The organism is Myxococcus qinghaiensis, assembly GCF_024198215.1.
Lineage (GTDB): Bacteria > Myxococcota > Myxococcia > Myxococcales > Myxococcaceae > Myxococcus > Myxococcus qinghaiensis.
The window spans coordinates 579,912-599,218 of record NZ_JAKCFA010000002.1 but is presented as its reverse complement, the minus strand read 5'-3'; the positions used below and the strand labels follow the sequence as shown (position 1 = coordinate 599,218).

At 70.2% G+C, this 19,307-nt stretch carries 16 protein-coding genes; 7 read left to right on the top strand and 9 right to left on the bottom strand.

Going from position 1 to position 19,307, the window contains the following annotated elements; genetic code table 11:
- The first annotated feature begins 58 nt into the window (after positions 1-58).
- A complete protein-coding gene (locus LZ199_RS04950; protein ID WP_253992471.1) occupies positions 59-841 on the top strand; it encodes an exodeoxyribonuclease III in 783 nt (260 codons plus the stop codon).
- An 18-nt stretch (positions 842-859) separates the two neighbouring features.
- Positions 860-1,633 (top strand): lysophospholipid acyltransferase family protein, encoded by a 774-nt coding sequence (locus tag LZ199_RS04945; protein ID WP_253992470.1) that lies wholly within the window; start codon positions 860-862, stop codon positions 1,631-1,633.
- Positions 1,634-1,663: 30 nt separating this feature from the next.
- Here LZ199_RS04945 and LZ199_RS04940 read toward each other — a convergent pair whose 3' ends face one another.
- Positions 1,664-2,227 (bottom strand): hypothetical protein, encoded by a 564-nt coding sequence (locus tag LZ199_RS04940; protein ID WP_253992469.1) that lies wholly within the window; start codon positions 2,225-2,227, stop codon positions 1,664-1,666.
- 94 nt (positions 2,228-2,321) lie between these two features.
- Here LZ199_RS04940 and LZ199_RS04935 point away from each other — a divergent pair, with 94 nt between their 5' ends.
- Complete coding sequence (locus tag LZ199_RS04935) at positions 2,322-3,428, top strand: hypothetical protein (RefSeq protein WP_253992468.1); 1,107 nt, start codon at positions 2,322-2,324, stop codon at positions 3,426-3,428.
- Positions 3,429-3,443: 15 nt separating this feature from the next.
- Here LZ199_RS04935 and LZ199_RS04930 read toward each other — a convergent pair whose 3' ends face one another.
- Complete coding sequence (locus tag LZ199_RS04930; RefSeq protein ID WP_253992467.1) at positions 3,444-3,908, bottom strand: universal stress protein; 465 nt, start codon at positions 3,906-3,908, stop codon at positions 3,444-3,446.
- A 191-nt stretch (positions 3,909-4,099) separates the two neighbouring features.
- On the opposite strand from LZ199_RS04930, the gene LZ199_RS04925 reads away from it, so the two are divergent.
- Positions 4,100-4,963, top strand: a complete 864-nt coding sequence (locus tag LZ199_RS04925; RefSeq protein ID WP_253992466.1) for an SDR family NAD(P)-dependent oxidoreductase — start codon at positions 4,100-4,102, stop codon at positions 4,961-4,963.
- Between the two features lie 114 nt (positions 4,964-5,077).
- On the opposite strand, the gene LZ199_RS04920 is transcribed toward LZ199_RS04925, so the two are convergent.
- The 7 genes from LZ199_RS04920 to truD form a co-directional block, all read right to left on the bottom strand.
- Entirely contained in the window at positions 5,078-5,872 is a 795-nt protein-coding gene (locus LZ199_RS04920; protein ID WP_253992465.1) for a trypsin-like serine peptidase, read from the bottom strand.
- Positions 5,873-6,232: 360 nt separating this feature from the next.
- Positions 6,233-7,720 (bottom strand): FAD-dependent oxidoreductase, encoded by a 1,488-nt coding sequence (locus LZ199_RS04915; protein WP_253992464.1) that lies wholly within the window; start codon positions 7,718-7,720, stop codon positions 6,233-6,235.
- Positions 7,717-9,063 (bottom strand): 2Fe-2S iron-sulfur cluster-binding protein, encoded by a 1,347-nt coding sequence (locus tag LZ199_RS04910; protein WP_253992463.1) that lies wholly within the window; start codon positions 9,061-9,063, stop codon positions 7,717-7,719. The genes LZ199_RS04915 and LZ199_RS04910 overlap by 4 nt, the downstream gene beginning before the upstream one ends.
- Positions 9,064-9,267: 204 nt before the next feature.
- Entirely contained in the window at positions 9,268-10,773 is a 1,506-nt protein-coding gene (locus LZ199_RS04905; protein ID WP_253992462.1) for a bactofilin family protein, read from the bottom strand.
- A gap of 7 nt (positions 10,774-10,780) precedes the next feature.
- Entirely contained in the window at positions 10,781-11,284 is a 504-nt protein-coding gene (locus tag LZ199_RS04900) for a hypothetical protein (protein ID WP_253992461.1), read from the bottom strand.
- Positions 11,281-11,850, bottom strand: a complete 570-nt coding sequence (locus tag LZ199_RS04895; RefSeq protein WP_253992518.1) for an RNA polymerase sigma factor — start codon at positions 11,848-11,850, stop codon at positions 11,281-11,283. Before LZ199_RS04895 ends, LZ199_RS04900 begins: the two co-directional genes overlap by 4 nt.
- A 122-nt stretch (positions 11,851-11,972) precedes the next feature.
- Positions 11,973-13,838, bottom strand: coding sequence for a tRNA pseudouridine(13) synthase TruD (truD, locus tag LZ199_RS46455; RefSeq protein WP_253992460.1), 1,866 nt, complete (start codon positions 13,836-13,838; stop codon positions 11,973-11,975).
- 209 nt (positions 13,839-14,047) lie between these two features.
- Between truD and LZ199_RS04885 the strand changes: the two genes are divergently transcribed.
- The 3 genes from LZ199_RS04885 (at position 14,048) to LZ199_RS04875 (ending at position 19,305) form a co-directional block, all read left to right on the top strand.
- Positions 14,048-15,709 (top strand): adenylate/guanylate cyclase domain-containing protein, encoded by a 1,662-nt coding sequence (locus LZ199_RS04885; RefSeq protein WP_253992459.1) that lies wholly within the window; start codon positions 14,048-14,050, stop codon positions 15,707-15,709.
- Positions 15,706-18,126, top strand: coding sequence for a serine/threonine-protein kinase (locus LZ199_RS04880; RefSeq protein ID WP_253992458.1), 2,421 nt, complete (start codon positions 15,706-15,708; stop codon positions 18,124-18,126). The genes LZ199_RS04885 and LZ199_RS04880 overlap by 4 nt, the downstream gene beginning before the upstream one ends.
- Positions 18,127-18,354: 228 nt before the next feature.
- Entirely contained in the window at positions 18,355-19,305 is a 951-nt protein-coding gene (locus LZ199_RS04875) for a hypothetical protein (protein ID WP_253992457.1), read from the top strand.
- The last annotated feature ends 2 nt before the right edge of the window (positions 19,306-19,307 follow it).

Genomic DNA, 19,307 nt, shown 5'->3' with positions numbered 1-19,307 from the left:
CGGTCAGTGAACCGGTAGGGGCTGGAAAACCCGGCCCGGCCGGGCCATAAGCGTGTCCGTGCGAGTCGTCTCATGGAACGTGAATGGACTGCGTTCGGCCCACGGCAAGGGCTTCCTGCCGTGGTTGTCGGGCGCGAGGGCGCAGGTGGTGGCGCTGCAGGAGGTGCGCGCGCGCGCCGACCAGCTCCCCAATGAAGTCCGCGCTCCGCCCCGGTGGAAGACGCACTTCTCGTCCGCGGAGCGCCCCGGCTACAGCGGCGTGGGCCTGTTCTCCCGAGACGAGCCGGACGCGGTGGAGACCCGCCTGGGCGTCCCGGAGATGGACGTGGAGGGCCGGCTCCAGCTCGCCCGCTTCGGCAAGCTCACCGTGGCCAACGTGTACTTCCCCAACGGCAACGGGAAGGACCGGGACTTGAGCCGCATCCCCTTCAAGCTGGCCTTCTACCGGCGCCTCTTCGCGGAGCTGGAGAAGCCGCTGCGCGACGGCGGGCGCGTGCTGGTGGTGGGCGACTTCAACACGGCGCATCAAGACATCGACCTGGCGCGTCCCCGGGAGAACCGCGAGACGAGCGGCTTCCGTCCGGAGGAGCGCGAGGAGCTGGACCGCTGGCTCCGCGCGGGCTGGGTCGACAGCTTCCGGCACTTCAACAAGGGCGGCGGCCACTACTCGTGGTGGAGCCAGCGCTTCGGGGTGCGGGAGAAGAACATCGGCTGGCGCATCGACTACGTCCTGGCGTCGCCGGGAGCCATGGCCTACGTCAAGCGCGCCGCCATCCACCCCGAAGTGTCGGGTTCGGACCACTGCCCGGTGAGCGTGGACCTGGACTCCGCCGTCCGCTGACGACTTCCCGAGGCTCTCATGAACGCACTGCTCTCCATCTGGACGTGGGTCGAGATTGGAATCGTCGCGCTGGTCGGTTTCTTCGTTCAGCTCGTCATCGCCATCTTCACGCTGCCCTTCGACAAGACGCGCTACGCCACGGGCCGGTGCTTCCGGCTGGTGGGTGTCACCGCCGCGAAGCTGACGCCGTACTGGCGCTTCCGCGTGCACGGCGCGGTGCCCGACACCGTGGCCCCCAACACGGTGGTGGTGAGCAACCACGAGTCCAACGCGGACCCGTTCCTCATCTCCCACCTGCCCTGGGAGATGAAGTGGTTGGGCAAGGCCAACCTCTTCAAGATTCCCGTCGTCGGGTGGATGATGAGCATCGCTGGCGACATCCCCGTGCACCGTGGAGACCGCGAGTCCGCCACGGGCGCCATGGCGCGCTGCAAGGAGTGGATGGAGAAGGGGATGCCGGTGATGATCTTCCCGGAGGGCACGCGCTCGAAGACGGACGAGCTGCTGCCCTTCAAGGACGGCGCGTTCCGGCTGGCCATCGAGCGTCAGGCGGACGTGCTGCCGCTGGCGGTGAGCGGGACGCGCAAGGCGTTGCCGAAGCACTCGTGGCGCTTCTCCACCTCGCGCGGCCTGGTGACGGTGGGCACGCCCATCTCCACCAAGGGCATGACGATGGATGACCTGGAGAAGCTCAAGACGCTGGCGCGCGAGCAGATCCTCTCGCTGCGCGCCTCGCTCCAGCCGTTGACCCGGGACGCGGACTCCGCCCCGGGGACCGCCAGCGCCGCGTAGGGCTTCACGCGGACTTGGGAGGGACGTCGCTCAGACGTCCTTGTGGCTGCTGTTGCCGCCGTGGTCGTCGTCCTTGTCGTCGTCCTCGTCGATGATGTGGCAGCCCGTCTCCTCATCGAGCGCGTCCTCGATGAAGCCGCGCAGCAGGTCCTTGCCGCCAATCTCGAAGGACAGGCTGATCCTGTCGCCGTCGATGAGGCCGTCCTTGTCCACGGTGAGCTTGCCGCCCAGGGCCACCGCGCTGCCGTCCACGCGCGCGCCGTTGTGGACGCGGACCTCTCCGCCCATGGAGACGGCGTCGCCCGTGACGCGGGCGCCGGACTCGACGATGACCCGGCCCCGGATGGCGACGGCGTCGTCGACCTTGGCGCCCTTGCGGATGATGACGTTGCCATCCACGGCGACTGCGTCCGTCACCTTGTCCCCGGCCTCGATGATGAGGTCCGTGCCCTGCACGGCGCGGCTGCCGTCCTTGCCGTTGGAGGCGCAGACGACCTTGATGCCGTTGGCCTTCTTGGCGGAGTCATCCCCCGCGAAGGCAGGGAAGGCGAGGGTGGCGGCGAGGGCCAGGGTGGGCAGCAGAGGTGAGCGCATGGCGGGCTCCTGAGGCATCCGAGTTGAGAGGCCTACGGACGGGAGCTCGCACCGATTGCATGGGGTGCTCTCTCCCTGCGGTGCGGGCCAGGGCGTGCGCCTTGCAGTACGGTGCCCACCTGGCCCTGTCCCGAGGTCCGCCCTGGCCGCACCTTCGACGCAGCACGACGACTCCCAAGACCTCTCCATCTGGATCTACGCCTTCGGGTACTTCGCGGCCTATGCCCCGTACAGCGCGCTGACGAAGGCGCTGTCGAGCGGCTCCCTGCCGGGCATGGAGGAGGGCATCGTCGGCTTCACGCTGCTGCCGGTGAGCGCGGCGACGTCGATGGTGGGCATGTTCGTCTTCCTCACGCTCAAGCGCTGGTGGCGCTTCGCGGGGCATCGGCAGGTGCTGGGCCTGCGGGTGCCCTCACCGGGGCCGTGGACCTTCCTGTCCGGGATGTGCTCGGCGGCCATCATCGGCACCACGACGCTGGCGTACACGCTGGAGGGCACCTCCATCGTCTTCATGATGTTGCTGATGCGCGGCGGCGTGCTGGTGCTGGCGCCCGTGGTGGACGTCCTCAGCCGCAGGCGGGTGCGCTGGCCCTCGTGGGTGGCGCTGGGGCTGAGCCTGTCGGCGGTGGTGGTGGCGTCGGGCACGGATGCGCGGGCCACGATGACGCTGGTGGCCATGGTGGACGTGGGCGTGTACCTGCTCAGCTACTTCATCCGGCTGCGCGCCATGAGTCGGCTGGCCAAGTCCGAGGACAAGTCGCTGTCCACCCGCTACTTCGTGGAGGAGCAGATGGTGGCCACGCCCTTCCTGGTGCTGGTGCTCGCCGGGGTGGCGCTTTGGGGCGGCTCCGTCGCGGCGCAGGACATCCGCGAGGGCTTCACCGGCCTGTTCACCCGGGGGCGGCTCCTGGAGGAGATGCTGGTGGGCCTGTTGTCCCAGGGCACCGGCATCTTCGGCGGGCTCATCCTGCTGGACGCGCGGGAGAACGCCTTCTCCGTGCCGGTCAACCGCGCCTCCAGCGTGCTCGCCGGTGTGGTGGCCACGCTGGGGTTGTCGCTGTGGCTGGGGCTGCCCGGGGTGGGGACGCGCGAGCTGCTCGGGGCCGTGCTCGTCATGGGCGCCATGTCGGTGCTCGCCGTGCCCACGGTGCTCGCGGCCCGGCGGCGGGAGGCCGCCACGCGGGCGGCGCTCGGACGCTAGGGGCGGTGCCCGCGGCTACTTCTTGTCCGTCGAGACGTGCAGCGTCAGCACCGGGCAGTGCGCGCGGGCGACGATCTTCTGCGCCACGCTGCCCAGCAGGACGCGGGAAAACCCCCGACGCCCGTGGGTGCCCATGATGATGAGGTCGTGCCCCTCCTTCTCCGCGAGCTCGAGGATGGTGGAGGCCGCCTCGCCCACCAGCACCCGGTGCTTGATGGGGACCTGGGCCGTCTCCATCTGCCGAAGCAGGGTCGCCAGCTCCTTGCTCGCCGTTTCCAGGGCGACCTTCTCCAGGGAGATGGGGTTCCAGCCGGGCGCGGCCACCAGCAGGTCTGGCGCGACGTACTGGGGCGGCTCCCAGGCGTGCACCACCTCCACGGTGGCGTTGAAGGGGCGCGCCAGGTTCAGGGCGTAGTCGATGACCGCGCGAGAGCCCTCGCTCAGGTCGATGGGAACGAGAATGCGGGACGGTGCGGCCATGGGTGGCTCCTTGGTCTTGGAAAGGCCCCTGTCATGGGAATGGGGGCTGTGGACGCACAGTGGAAGTTGCGTGCCACCGCCCGCCCGCCTGGCTGGGATGGACCGGGCGCAGGGCTTGCGGGGAGGCGAGCGCGGTCCGCAAATCGTGCGCACCATGGCCACCTGACCTAAGACGGAGGTGCCTCTTTCCCATGCGTCCTCCCATTGACCAGGGCACGGTCCTCATCACCGGTGCTTCAGAAGGGCTCGGCCGCGAGCTGGCCCGGCTGCTGTCCCGGCGCGTTCGCACGCTGGTCCTCGTGGACCGCGACGTGGCGCGCCTGAAGCCGCTGCGCGAGGAGCTGCTGTCCCTCTATCCCACCCTGGGCGTGCTGCTCGAGCAGTGCGACGTCTGCGAGTCGCGCCAGGTGGACGCGCTCGTCGCCTCGCTGGAGTCGAAGTTCGTCCGGGTGGACGTGCTGGTGAACACCGCCGCGCTGGGGCGCAGAGGGCTCTACGCGGAGGCGCGCTGGGGCGGGCTGGAGGAGTTGCTGCGCGCGAACGTCTGGGTGCCCGCGCTGCTGACCCACCGGCTGCTCGCTCCCATGCTGGAGCGGGGGAGGGGCGGGGTGATGAACATCGGCTCGGGCGCCGCGCAGCTCTTCCTCCCGGGCTCGACGATGTTCGCCGCCACGCAGCGCTTCCTGGACGGCTTCACGGAGTCGTTGCGACTGGAGGTGGAGGGGCGCGGCGTGGTCATCACCCGCGTGGCCCCCGGGCCGCTGGGCGATGCGGGGGCGGAGGACGCGGCGGAGGTGCCCTTCTTCCAGATATCGCTGGAGCGCTGCGCGCGGGCCGCGCTCGCGGCGTTCGAGCGGGGCGAGGCCCTGGTGTACCCGGGCTGGGGCCACCGGTGGGTGATGCGGCTGTTGCCCTTGCTGCCGCGCGCGGTGAAGCGGAGCCTGGGGCGGCTGGCGCTGCGAGGGGTGCGGCGCGAGGCCCTGGCCGCGCCCGAGGCCCTGCCGGTGGGGCTCGCGTCACGGGTGCTGCTGGCGCGCGAGCCCACTCCGGCGTGACGTGACGGGCGACTCAGCCCGTCGGAGCAGCTTCCGTCAGGGGTGGCCACCGCCGAGGCCGAGAACTCGGGCCTCGGCGGTGCTACCCCCCTGAACGGATTCCGTTCGGAGGGCCTAGAGGCCGATCTCCGCCAGGCGCGCCTTCACGCGGGTGGCCTTCACGCCGGTGTTGGCCGTGCCGCGGCCGGACGAGTTGCCGCCCAGGCCGATGTGGTGCAGGCCGACCACCTGGTGCGTGGAGGACGAAATCACCGGCGAGCCCGAGGAGCCGCCCAGCGTGTCCGCGTCGTAGGACAGGTCCGTGGTGGAGTAGTTGGCGTTCTTCACCACGCCCGGCGAGGACTTCTTCGTCGGGGTGCAGCCGGACGACGTGTAGTAGTCGCAGTTCTGGTGCACGACGTAGAGGCTCGCGTTGGCGGCGGCGTTGGTGGTGGACACCGTCAGCCAGCCGTAGACGTTGCCGGGGAGCTGGCCGTTCGTCGCCGAGCAGCGCACCGCCGTCATGTCATCGCCGGACCACGTCTTGATGAACGTGGCGCAGTTGTACCAGACGCGATCCGCGGAGGCGACGCCGTCCTCGTAGTTGAAGGACACGCGCGCGCCCACGGCCTCGGACGCGCTGCCGATGCAGTGGTTGTTGGTGATGATGACGTCGGCCGACACGAGCCACGCCGTGCAGCGGCTGCCCACCGCGGGGATGGACAGGTAGCCCACCGCCCTGGAGCGCGTGCGCTGCGTGCCCGTCAGCGTGGTGGCCCCCACCCAGTTCACAGAGCCGACGATGACGTTGGACTCCTGCGACTGGAGCGGCTCGGTGCCGTCCGCGTCAGGAACGTCCGGAGCCTGCTCGGTACCGCAAGCCGACAGGGCACCCACCAGGAACAACGCACGCATGCTCTTCGCGATCATCGGGGGACTCCTCCACCACGCGCGGGATTGCGCGCCGCGTGGGCCCAGGCACACCCCGTGCCAGCGTCACGCCCAGGACACTCCCACTCGGAGGGCCCGCGCGCGCACGAGGCCAGGTGGTGCGCGCGTGCTCCGCTCCCCGGCGGACGCGTGTAAAGGCCCTTCGCGCTGCCCGGGACAAAGCCTCATGATGTTCGTGATTTACGGTTTTTCCTGAGAGTGTCGTTTTCGTGGTCACTCTCGGAGCGAGGTGTCCCGAGCCAGGACACGGCTGGAAAAATCCACGGGCCGCGTCTCGCTCCGGCGAAGGAGGAGGACGCGGCCCGTGGGTGCCGGAGTGGGAGCGCTCGCGAGGGCGCCTCAGCCGATGATCATGTCCTCGCGCTCCAGGGCCCCTTCGGAGAAGCGGCGCAGGTTGAAGCGGGTGAACAGCTCATCGGACTCGCCGGTGACCATCCACTTCGCCATCCGCTCGGCGACGGCGGGGGCCATCATGAAGCCGTGGCCGACGAAGCCCGACATCTGGAGGAGGTTGTCCAGGCCGGGGGTGCGGCCGAGGATGGGGTTGTTGTCCGGCGTCACGTCGTAGCAGCCGGCCCACTGGCGCAGCACCTTCACGTGGCCCACGTGGGGCATCTGCTCCATGAGCGCGCGGGCGAAGCGGGACACGAAGCGCAGGGTGCTGCCCATGTTGAGGCCGGGGGGCTCCTTCGGGTCGCCCATGCCGCCCACGATTTCGCCGCGCATGGACTGGCTGAAGTAGAGGCCCGAGTCGAGCACCGACACCAGCGGCCCCAGGAAGGGCTTGAGGGGCTCGGTGCTGAGGATTTCGTGGCGGTGCGGCTCGTTGGGGAGCTGCACGTCGACGAGCTTCGCGACTTCCGGGCTCCACGCGCCGGACGCGAGGACGACGGTGTCACAGGCGATGTCGCCCCGGTCCGTCTTCACCTTGCGAATCTGGCCGCCGCTGACCTCGAAGCCGGTGACGTCCGTGTACGTCTCCACGCGGATGCCCTTCTTCTTGCAGCCCTGCGCGTAGCCCCACAGGAAGGGCCAGGGGAAGATGACGCCGTCCTCGGGATTGAAGGAGGCCGCCACGCAGCCCTTCATCGTCAGGCCGGGGACGATGTCGCGCGCGGCGTCCGGCGTGACGAGCCGCGTGGGCACGCCGTAGCGGTTGTGCAGCGTGACGTTGCGCTCCAGTCGCTTCGCCACCGCGTCCGTCCGGGCCAGGAACAGGTAGCCGCCCTGGCGCAGCCAGACGTTGATGCCCAGGTCCCGGGCGAAGGTCTTCATCAAATCGATGGAGCGCTTGGCCAGCTCCACCAGCGCCGGAGTGCCCCACTGCATGCGCACGCCACCGCCGTTGCGGCCGGACGCGCCCGCGCACAGGTAGCCGCGCTCCAGCACGACGACGTCCGTCTCACCCTCGCGCGCCAGGTTGTACGCGAGCGCGAGCCCCATGACGCCGCCGCCGATGATGACCACCTTGGCCTTGGCGGGCAGGGGGCCTTCGGGCCGCAGCGCGCTGGCGAAGGTGTCCACGTCCTGGGGCAGGCCGCCCACGGGAGGCTGGGACTCGTCCACCGGGGCGGTGGCGAGCAGGCGCAGCTCGGTGGGGAACAGGGGAGGGCGCGGCGTGAAGGGCACCACCGCGGCGGGCTTGAGGGCCTTCTCCTGCTCCAGCAGCGCGGCCACCGCGGACAGGCAGCTCTTGCCCTGGCAGATGCCGGTGCCGAAGCCGGTGTAGCGCTTCACCGACTCCACATCGCAATACCCGCGCGAGACGGCGTGCCGCACATCGTCCGCGGTGACGTCCTCGCACGAGCAGATCATCGACTTGCTCATGACAGCCCTCCCACCAGCGCCTGTGCCGCCCGTCGTCCCGCGACCGCCGCGTCCTTCGCGCTGCCTCCTCCGGTGAGGTCGCCCGCGGCGAAGATGTCAGCGGCCTCGGTGCGTCCGTCCGCGTCCGCCTCCACCTTGAACAGGCCGTGCCCCGCGTCGAAGGTCACCTTCGCGCCGCCCTGGCGCGCCAGCTCGAAGCTGGGGCTCACCGGCACGGACACCAGCACCGCGTCACAGGACACCTTGCGTCGGCTGCCGTCGCGAGGCGTGAAGCTGAACGCGCTCACGTGGCGCATGCCGTGGGCCTTGGGCTCCGTGCCCGCCACCGCCAGTGGGTGGGCGCCGGGGGGCGGCGGGCCCTTCAGGTCCACCACCGCCGCGAGCGTCACGCCGCGCTCCTCCAAAAGCTTCGCCAGGCCGTACAGCTCCTCGCCCCAGCCCACCAGCGCGGCGACTTCTGGAGCCACGTCGTACCGGCGCAGCAGCAGGCTGGCCGCGCGCCCCGCGTAGACGCCGGGCAGGTCATTGTTCTCGAAGGGCACCATCGGCGGGTGGCCCCCGGGCGTCAGCAGGAAGCGCTCCGCGTAGACCTTCAGGAGCCGGACACCGGTGGGCTCCCAGACGCCCACCACGAGGAAGCGCCCCGCCTCGTCGTCATACAGGCCCAGCGCGGTGGCGCGGGTGACGAGGCTGTCCTTCGCGAGCGTCGCCACGTCGGTGATGGCGGGCGCGCCCTGCTCCGGCGCTCCGTGCGCGAGCCGTCCACCCACGTGGTCCTCTCGCTCGAAGAGGAGGAAGGGGACGCCGCGCTCGGTCAGCTCCCGCGCGGCGGCGAGCCCCGAGGCGCCCGCGCCCACCACGGCCACGCGGGTGCGCAGGGTGCGGGACTCGGGCGACGCGGGGGCGGCCTCCTTGGGAAGGATGCCCAGGCCCGCGAGCTGGCGGGCGACCTTGGCCATCACCTGCTCGGCGATGGGGACGCCGGCGAACATCTCGTGGTGGTCCAGGCCCTTGGGGAAGAACCAGTCGATGGTCTCGAACACGTCCACCTTGGCGGAGGGGAACGCGTTCTGCCGCTCCAGCTTCATGCCCTCTCGCGCGGGGGTGCGGCACGTGTAGACGTTGGGCAGGCCGTCCACGCGCATCAGGCAGTGCGAGCAGGCGGCGGCGAAGCAGTAGGGCCCGCGAGGGCGGTGGTACTTCACGGAGCGGGCAAGCATGGGCTCGCCCGCGGCGACCAGGGAGCACGCCACCGGCTCGCCTTCGATGGCGGGGATGCTCTCGCCCTCGAGGTCCACGGTGATGGCCCTGCCGCGCAACGAGGCGTCTGGGAGGCGTCGCATGGGTGCCGCGCAAAATGGCGTACCCGGACCGAGGGGTCAAAGACTGTCGAGGCATGACGCACCCCAGCCATGAGGCCCATCCGACAGTCGAGGTGATGGCGCGCTGGAACTTCTCTAAGACCGCCACGAAAACGACACCGGGGACCGTCACGGGCCGTGCTGGCTCGTGGCGATCCCCGGTGGGGTCCTTCTGGGAGCGGTGCGTTAAACCGGCTGCTCGGTGTGGGGATGGATGGGCTCCGGCATCCCGCTGCCGCGCTGCCGGTACCCGAAGCGGGTGCGGATGACCGCGCCCAGGGCGACCAGGACGACGAGGGTGGAGACGATGGCGCCCAACACCGGGATTGCGCCCACCACCAGCAACACCAGCAGGCCCATCGCCAGCACCACCGCCTGCGTCTTGCGTCCACGCATCACCGGCAGCCGAGTGCCCAGCTCGCTCGCCACCGCCGCGAAGCCGAGCGCCGCCGCGAGCGGGGCCGCCATCCACAGCACCAGCGCGGCGGGGATTCCGATGATGGTGATGGCCAGCACCACCGTGAGGGGAATCATCGCCACCACCCCGAAGAGGCCGGTGAGGCCGCTCTGCACCGGACGGGCGCGAATCTCGTCACCCAGCTGCTTCATGCGCGCCGGGAAGAACATCTGCCCCAGGAAGCCCAGGCCGAACAGCACCGCGAAGGTGAGGATGAAGGTGGCAAGGCCTCCCTCGTTGTTGTTGTTGTCGTCCTCGTCGGAGTCGCGCTCGCGCTCCTGCCTCGGGTTGCGCGCCTCCTTGAGGCCCTCCTTCAGCTCGCCGGCGACGATGCGGCCGATGTTCGCGCCGCCGAAGGTGTTGATGCTGCCCTCCACGTCCGAGCCGTCCTCGCGCTCCACGTTTCCGCCGAAGGAGGACACGTCGCCCTCCACCTTGGCGCCGGGCTTGAGCACGACGTTGCCGCCGAAGGCGTGCGCGTCTCCCTCCACGTGGCCCTCGATGACCAGGTTGCCGCCGAAGGCGACCGCGTCGTTCTCCACGTGGCCCTTCACGACCAGGTTGCCGCCGTACACCACCGCGCTCTGGACGTTCTGGCCTTCCTTCACCTCGAGCGACTGGCCGCGCGCCACGACATTGCGACCACCGGAGCGGCGAGAGCGCTTCAGCCCGTCCCGCGTGCGGTGGATCTGCTCGCGGATCTGATCCCGGACCTCCTCCATTCCCTCCGCGTCGGCGCCGATGTTGTCCTCGGTGTTGCCCGCCTCCATGGCCTCGTCGTGGGATGGAGGCGTCGGAGGCGTGGCCGCCACGGCGGGCGCGGGAGGAGCGGCGGGGACAGCCGGGGCCGGAGGGGCGGGCGGCGCCGCGGGAAGCCCGAGTCCCTGCGCGGTGGCCTCCTTCTCGTGCGGCGTCATGGGCCGCAGGGTGATGATGGAGCCGTCCTGCTCCATGCGCAGCGAGTAGGCGCGAGACACGGTGCGCAGCGCCTGGTCGGCGGTGACGCCGCGCAGGTGGACTTCAGCGGGGACATCCAGGTCGCCGGTGACGACGAGGTTGAGGCCGCCCTTGTCGGCGATGGTCTTCAGCGCGTCGCGCAGGCTGCCACGGAAGCTGACGTCGATGCTCTTCGCGGCGGGCGCGGACTCGGCGCTGGGGGCCGGGGTGGACTCGGCGAGCGCGAGGGGGGCGCCCATGAGCAACGCGGGGAGCAACAATCGAGGGGAGATCTTCATGGGTCGCTCAGGCTTCCGAGGGGGTGGGGGCGCTGCCTGCGAGCCGCTTGAGGCCTGCCAGGGACGTGAGGAGGAGGAAGGCGAGGATGGCCGCCACGGCCAGACCCTCGGTGGACCACAGCGCGCGGGCGCCGCTCAGCACGCCCTCGGCGAACAACCGACCTTCGACGAGGAACGATGCGACACCCGTTCCCAACCGACCGAGCGCCTGGTCGTTCATCACCAGGAAGCCCAGCCCACCGAGCAGCGAGGTGAGGAGGATGGTGAGCCCGGACCACACCTCGCGTCGCTGCGGTACGGGCTCGGCTGCCACGCGTGCCATGACGCTGGCCACCAGGGTGGGCGGCGGAAGGGGGTCCGCCAGCCGGTACAGGTCCTGCTCCATCAGCCGGTGTTCTTCGAGGACGGCGGAGCACGCTTCACACTCGGCGGCGTGGTCCAGCGCGGGGCCTTCTCCTTCTTCCAGCTCCGCGAAGAGGACCTCGAGGTCGGGACAAAGGTGCGCGCTCATCGGGTGGCCTCCTCGGTGGTCATCTTCTTGCGCAGCTTCTCTCGGGCCCTGAAGAGCCGGGCCATGATGGTGCCAGGGGCACACCCGAGGATCTGCGCGATCTCCTTCGTCGTGCGCTTCTGGACGTAGTAGAGCGCCAGGACTTCACGGTCGTCGACGGAGAGCGTGGCCATGGCCTCCTCGAGCGACTGGCGCTCCTCGCGGGCGATGGCGCCTTCCTCCTGCGACGCCTCGCCGCTGGGGAGGATCTCCTTCATGGGCTCCAGCTCCTCGGTGCGCACCTTGGTGCGGCGCCGGAGCAGGTCCAGGCAGAGGTTGCGGGTGATGGCCAGCACCCACAAGTCGAAGGGCCGCGCGTCGTCGTACCGGTGGAGATTCTGGTACGCGCGCAGCAGCGCCTCCTGGGACACCTCGGCGGCCTCCGCCTCGCTCTGCAGGAGCCGGAGGGCCAGGCCGTAGACCTGGCGCTGGACGCTGCGCACCAGGGACTCGAAGGCGGACGGATCCCCCCGGCGGGCCGCCTGAACATCGGCCTTCCAGGGGAGCGGGACAGCGTCGTCAGCCATCAGCATCCCGATGGCATGGGCGAGCGTCCCGGGGGCGTCGTCGAGGGCAAGAGCGTTCACGTCCTGGTCTACGACGTGCCCGCTCCCCTATTGCGTCCAGACGTTTCATCCCCGTTGCAGACTTACTTCTTCCGTGATTTCGGGCGCTTGGCCGCCGTCTCGGCGCGAGCGACCTCCTTGTTGGCCTTGCGCTGGCGCGCCTTCTCGCGGAATCCGAGCGGGGCAGGGGGCGCTTCCTTGGGGGCCTTGGGAGCGTTTGCCTGGTCGGCGAGCGACCGGCCCCGGGACGGGGACTCGGAGACGTCATCCTCGCTCGAAGTGGACCGGCTCCGGGCGGGTGCCGCCGCCCATTCGGAGGGGGAGCGACGGGTAGAAGGCCCCTCGTCGCGGGACGCCCCACGACGGGCGGGAGCTTCGCCCCGAGAAGAGGAGGTGCGGCGGGTCGACGAAGGCGCTTCCTCGCGAGCGGCCCCGGCTCCACGCCGGGCGGGAGCCTCGCTCCGGGACGAGGAGGTACGGCGGGTCGACGAAGGCTCTTCCTCGCGAGCGGCCCCGGCTCCACGCCGGGCGGGGGCCTCGCTCCGGGACGAGGACGCACGGCGGCTGGAGGGGAACTCGGTCCTGGGGGAGCGGGCTCGCTCCTCATCGCGAGTCTGGGGGCGTCGTGAAGGCGTGGCGCCGAGTCGGTCCGAGCCGCGCTCCGCGTCGCGGACGGGAGGACCGCGGCGGCTGGACGGCGCGCCTTCGGCCTGACCCTCCTCGATGATGCGCGCGGTGCGCTCGCGCTGGGCGCGAATGTCGTCGGCGGTCTCTTCGGTGTACGCGAAGTGGAACAGGCGCTTGACGACGAGGGTGGCGTACGCGCCCGGCGGCAGCGTGAAGGCCACGTTGACCTTGATGTCCCCGCGGTTGATCTCATCCGGCTGGGTGCGGCCGATGACGAGCTTGTGCGGGAAGGAGAGGATGGGGCGCTCCTCGTGCTTGAAGTAGAGCATCCGCCCGGCCTCGGGGATGCGCAGGTCCTCCAGCGTCAGCTTCTCCCGGCCCAGCACCCAGCGGACGGCCTCTTCGACCTTGGGGTCGGTGAAGGTGGTGTCGGGGGCGAGCAGGGGGAAGGTGGCCTCGCGCAGCTTGCGCAGCGTGTCCGCGTCCGCGTCGCGGTGGAACAGGAGCGTGCCGGCCTGGTAGCGCATGGGGAACAGCGACTCGCGCGGCAGGAGCAACTGGAGGTAGCGCCGCACGCCCTCGTTCCAGAGGAAGCTCTGGAAGGTGAAGAGCTGCATCGCCCGGTAGTCCGAGTCGATCTGCAGGAAGGCCTTCATGAAGTCCTTGGGGTGGTCCCTCAAGGATCGCAGCACGCGGTGGTACTTCCGGGTGCCCTCGAAGGGGACGCGCGCGTCCCACTGGCCCCAGTTGTCGCGCCAGAAGGCCTTCACCTTGGCGTCCTCGGTGAAGTCCAGTTCCGAGGGCTTGGCCAGGAAGTTGTGCAGCGCGGCCTCGAAGTCGCCCCGGATGAGGTCCTTGGCGATGAAGCCCTGGCCGTGCTTGAGCGAGCCGAACCGCTGGCTGTCGAAGTAGTTGACCACGCCCAGGCGGTTGACCTCGGCGGCGGCCGAGTTGAGGGGGCCCACGGACTCCGGGCCCAGCGCTCGCACCGTGACGGAGAAGCGGTTGGAGGTGATGTTGGCCGAGGACAGGGCCTTGTTCGTCCGGCCCAGGAACTTCAGGCGCAGGTCGGGCTCCTGCATGTCCACGTCGGCGCCGTCCACGGCGATGATCTGCTCGGTGCGCCCCTGCTTGTCCTTCAGGCCGCAATAGCTGATGGCGCCCGGCTTCAGGCCGAACGCGTCCCGCAGGCGGGTGACGGCGTCGAACGTGGACAGCTTCTGCTTGTCCATCAGGTAGACGCGGAAACGCCCTCCATCGACTTCATCGAAGCGGTATGATTCCTTGACGCTGAAGTCTTCGGGCTTCTGTTTGATTCTCACGGGCCCCCCTTACCAGTGTAGGACCCGAGAGAGAAGCGGGGCGGAGGGGTGGTTGTGGGGGGTGGACCCCTCGGGTGACGCGCCGTCCCAGGAGCTGGACGCTGACCAGCCGTGCAGCCCTCCGGAGGCCCTTCGGGATGGACAGCTGCACCAGACGTTCCCCGGGAGGGAGAGGCAATGGTAGTGTCCGCGCCGGTGAGGATTCGCGCGTGAGCCAGGTTCCCGCCCCATTCGCTCCTAAATCCGGGCAGCTTCGCGGCCCCCGGCTGACCGGGCGGTTCGCGGACGGCACTCTGGGGGAGTTTCCCCTGGGGACGCTGACGTCACTCGGCCGCCATCCGTCCAACACGCTGCGCCTGGTCGACCGGGAGGTCTCCAAGGAGCACGCGACGATTGAGCGGCTGGGCAAGGAGTTCGTCCTGAAGGACCTCGGGTCCTCGAACGGGACGTTCGTCAACGGCAAGCGGGTGAAGGAGTTGAGGCTGAAGGACGGGGACGAGATTGCCCTCGGCTCCTCCCGGCTCATCTTCCACAGCGGTGAGCCGCCGGTGAACCACACCGCGCCCACCGCGCCCGGCGTGACGGTGGTGGCCCAGTCGGTGTCCATGCCCGCCTTCCTGGCGCAGATGGACCAGGTGCCGCAGAACTTCCGTCCGGTGGAGCTGATGACGGACGTGGAGGCGCTGCGCCGCGACTACGAGAAGCTGCGCATCGCCCATGAGTTCCACCGGCAGGTGGGCCTGCAGGGCAGCCAGACGGCCCTCTTCGAGCAGATCCTCAAGGTGGCCTTCCAGCTGCTCGCCGCGGACCACGGCGTCATCCTGAAGGTCGCCGGGGACGGGGAGTTCATCCCGGCGGCGGTGCACCACCGCACCGGCAAGCCCGTCAACGTCATGCTCTCCGACACCGTGCTGAAGCGGGTGGTGGAGACGGGCAAGGCGGTGCTGACGGCGGACGCCATCATCGACGAGCGCTTCTCCGCGGCGGAGAGCATCGTCGCGCAGGGCATCCGCTCCGCCATGGCGGTGCCGCTGATGGTGAAGACGAAGATCCAGGCGGTGCTCTTCCTGGACAGCCGGCAGCAGATCAACGCCTTCTCGGAGAAGGACCTGAACATCCTCTCCGGCATCGCCTCTCAGGCGAGCATCGCGCTGGAGAACTCGGCCCTGGGCGAGCAGATCCGCGCGGAGGCCGTGACGCGCGCGGAGCTGAGCCGCTTCCTGTCCAAGGCGGTGGCGGACGCGGTGATCTCCGGCGAGACGGAGGACTTGAGACAGAGCCGGCTGGCGGAGGTCAGCTGCCTGTTCGCGGACATCCGTGGCTTCACCACCATCTCCGAGAACGAGTCGCCGCAGGAAGTGGTGTCGATGTTGAACAGCTTCTTCTCGGCGATGGCGGACGTGGTGTTCCGCTACGAGGGGAACCTGGACAAGTTCATCGGCGACTGTGTCATGGCGGTGTGGGGGCCGCCGCTCTCGCACCCGGACGATGCGGCGCGGGCGCTGCGGGCGGCGCTGGAGATGCAGGACGCGGTGGAGGAGATCAACCGTCAGCGCGTCGCGATGGGCAAGAAGCCCATCGAGGTGGGCATCGGCATCAACACGGGCCAGGCGGTTGTCGGCTACATGGGCAGCGCGGAGCGGCATGAGTTCACGGCCATCGGGGACACGGTGAACACGGCATCTCGGCTGTGCGGCATGGCGAAGAGCGGCGAGGTGCTCGCGTCGGAGTCGACGGTCCGCAGGTCCGGGCCGGGCTTCGACGTGGAGGAGCTGCCGGCGCTGCAGGTGAAGGGCAAGGAGAAGGCCGTTCCCACGTATCGCGTCCACGGCGTGGAACACACGACCGCTGCTTCCCCGCGCCGCGCATGACGACAACCCAGGAGTGCCCCAACTGCGGGATTCAGCACGACACCCGGGTGTACGTCACCGGGCAGAAGGTGACGTGCCGTTGTGGCATCCGCTTCGAGGTGCGGCGTCAGGACGCGAGCGGCGCTCGCGCGGCGTCCCACGTCACATTCGCCACGCACCGCGCTCAGGGCGCTCCCGAAAACACCCGCGACACCGTGGTGCCGGGGCTGGGCGCCGACGAGCGCGCCCCCCGGAGCGCGACGAGCTATGCGAACGGCGGGGCGCTCCGGGATGCCTCGCTGCTGGAGGAGCGCGAGCCCCCGCGTGACGAGCCCGGTTCGGTCCACGGGCGCGTGACGTTGGTGGGCGGCTCGACGGACTCCCGGGGCGCGCTGACGAGCGGCATCGAGGTGCTGGGCGTGAATTTCGGCGCGGCGCAGCCGTCGAGCACGGGCGCTTCCCCCAATGACTTGGCGCTGCCCGGGGTGCCGCTTCCGAGCGTGGACGTGGCCCCCTCCTTCAATCATGCCGGCATCGGGCCGAGCGGTGTGGCCCTGCCGTCCTCGACCCCCGATCTGGAGGTCCCCGTGGGTGCAACGGTGGTTCGGTCATCGACGCCGACGGGACGTGGCAACGCGGACTCCGACTTGAACGTCCACGAGGTGGACACCTTCGTGGCGGCGTCGCGGGTGTCGCTGCCGGGGTTCGAGCTGCTGGAGCTGCTCGGTCGCGGCGGCATGGGCGAGGTGTGGCTCGCGCGGCAGACGTCGCTGGGGCGCACGGTGGCGGTGAAGCTGTTGCCGCCAAAGCTGGCGAAGGACCCGGAGTTCGTGGCCCGGTTCGAGAAGGAGGCCACCGCGCTGGCCGCCCTCAACCACCCGAACATCGTGCAGATCATCGACCGGGGTGTCGCGGGCGAGCACTACTACTTCGTCATGGAGTTCGTGGAGGGGCGCTCGCTGCGAGAGGCCATCTCCGCCGGCGCGCTGTTGCCGCAGCAGAGCCTGAAGCTGATGCTCCAGGTGGCGCGCGCCGTCGAGTGCGCGCACGACAAGGACATCATCCACCGCGACCTCAAGCCAGAGAACATCCTGCTGGATGGGCGGGGCAACGTGAAGGTGGCGGACTTCGGCCTGGCGGGCATCCGTCAGTCGGAGTCCCGGTTGCAACTCACCGCGACGGCGGTGGCCATGGGCACGCTGAACTACATGGCCCCGGAGCAGCGGCGCGACGCGAAGAACGTGGACGGCCGCGCCGACCTGTTCTCGCTGGGCGTGGTGCTCTACGAACTGCTCACCGGAGAAGTGCCCCTGGGCCGCTTCAAGCTGCCGTCCCAGCGAGTGCCGGGGTTGGACCCGCGCGTGGACCTGGTGGTGGAGCGCCTGCTGGAGACGGACCCGGAGTCCCGCTACGAGAAGGCGGGGGAGCTGTGCGCGGCCCTGGAGACGATGATCTCCTCCTCGTCCGCGCCGGGCCTGATGACGGGCATCCAGCCGGCACGTCAGCTGGTGACGGCGCGGGCCCCGACGACGAGCCAGATTACCCGCCGCCTGCGTCTGGGCTGGCGCCGGGTGCGCAGCGGGCTGTCCATCGTCGGTGGGCTCGCGGTGCTCGGCTTCGCGGCGCGCTGGGCGGTGGACCCGGTGCTCCAGCGTGGCGATGAGCGCGACGGGCCCAGGCAGGGCACGAAGACGCGCACGCCCACCCGGCCGTTTCCGCCGAACACGTACGGTGAGACCTTCACCACGGCGAACGTGGTGATGCCCCCAAAGCCCGGCGGGGAGGCCCGGTTCGGAGTCTCGTTCGAGGGCGAAGGCACCGAGGAGCTCAACCTCCACAGCGGACGGTGGGTGATTGAGGACGGTGAGCTCAGGGCGTGGCAGGGCGGCCAGGATGCGTCGGGGCGGAGGCTGGTGCCGCGCGCGTACGTGGCGCACCGCTACTTCGCGGCCAACGACTTCGATGCGCAGGTGATGATGGATGTCAGGCCGCTGGGGGATGAATACCCGGAGGAACTGGATGCCCAGCACTACGGCGAGCTGTCCTTCCGCATCAAGGACCTCCAGGTGTCGGCCTTCGCCATTCCAGGAGTGGGGATGCGCCTGGCGTGGCGCTACTTCACCGAGGATGGCCACGAGGTGGTGGGCAACAGCGCGCAGGACACGGATGGGCTCGTCGAGGACGAGATGCCGCTGCCCGCGACCGGGCCCTACCTGGTGCGGCTGAAGCTGAGCCCGAAGGCGGAGGGCGTCGTGCTCGCGGAGGGCTTCCTCGGCAAGCAGCGCTTCGCCCGGAAGCTGCTGCCGGGCCTGAAGGACCGCGTCGGCAAGGTGGCGGTGGGATGCCGCAACCTGGCCTGCACCTTCGATGACCTGGCGGTCCGGGGACAGTTGAAGGAGCGGCCCCCTCGGCAGGCGGTCGCGGGCCAGGAGCAGTAGTCCTCCTCCAGGCCCGGCCGGTCGGGCCCCTCGCGGCAGTCTCCTGTTTCCGACACTTCCCGGGCATCGCCCGAGGTGGCCCACGTCGGGCCATTGTCCTCCCGCCGGGCGATGTCCTTGAGGGGACACGCCTTCGCCCCGGGCGACCTTGCGCGGGCTTCACGGGCGTCCCACTTTCTTCCGGTGTTCGGGGCCCTGGGGGCTCCCTTCGAGCTGCCGGGGGACGGGATGGAATTCTGGCGCGTCGTATTGGCGCCCATCTATGCGGCGTTCCTGGCGGCGCTCGTGGTGGCGGCGTTCACCTTCGGACGGCGGGGCTCGCGGGCCAACGTCCCAAGACTTCCTCTGCTCTGGTTCGGGCTGTTGGCCATGGGGGCGTTCGCGCTCGTGCTGGGCCTCAGGGACGGTGCTGGGCCCGCGGTGCTATCGGCCGAGGCGATTGGCAAGTCACTGGCGCTCGCGTTGCTGGTGGTCGCGGCGCTGCTCGCGGTGCGGGGCACGCGGGTGCGCTCGGGCGTGGACCTGCTGCGGGGCACGGTGCCCAAGTCCTTGGACGAGGCCGTGGCGGCGCTGCGCTCTGGTGAGTCGCCGGGCTGGGGCGTGTACCAGGGCACGCTCGATGCCGAGGAGGTGCTCACGTCCCCGGGCGGCGTTCCCTGCACCTTCTTCGAGGCCGAGCTTCGCGAGGTGGCGGCGGACGGCCGGAAGGGCGCGCTCTTGTCGCGAGAGCGGGCCTACTCGCCCACGCTGATGTTGCGAGGCGCGCGCGTCAGGGCTCGCGTGAAGTTCTCCCCCGCGTCGTTGATGGCGCCGGTACGGCCTCGTCGCTGTCGGACGGCGTCGTTGATGTCGCAGCCCTCCTGGCTCAGGGAGGTGCCCGTGGGGCCGGAGGGGAGCGAGCTGACGGGCGCGAGCGAGCTGACCGAAGAACCCCAGACGCTCTCCTGGGAGCGCGTGGGCAGCGCGGGCGACACATGCTTCGTGGTGGGGGAGCTGCGGCGCGGCGCGAGCGAGGGCATCTACGAATTGCGCGGCCGGCACGGCGGCGCGGCCATGGTGGTGCTGGGCGCGGATGCGGACATCACGCGAGGCACGCTGGCGCGCCTGGCGTGGAAGCACTTCGCGGCGGCCGGAGCGATGTCCATGGCCGCCGCGTTGATGTTGTCGCGCTCGATGTGAGC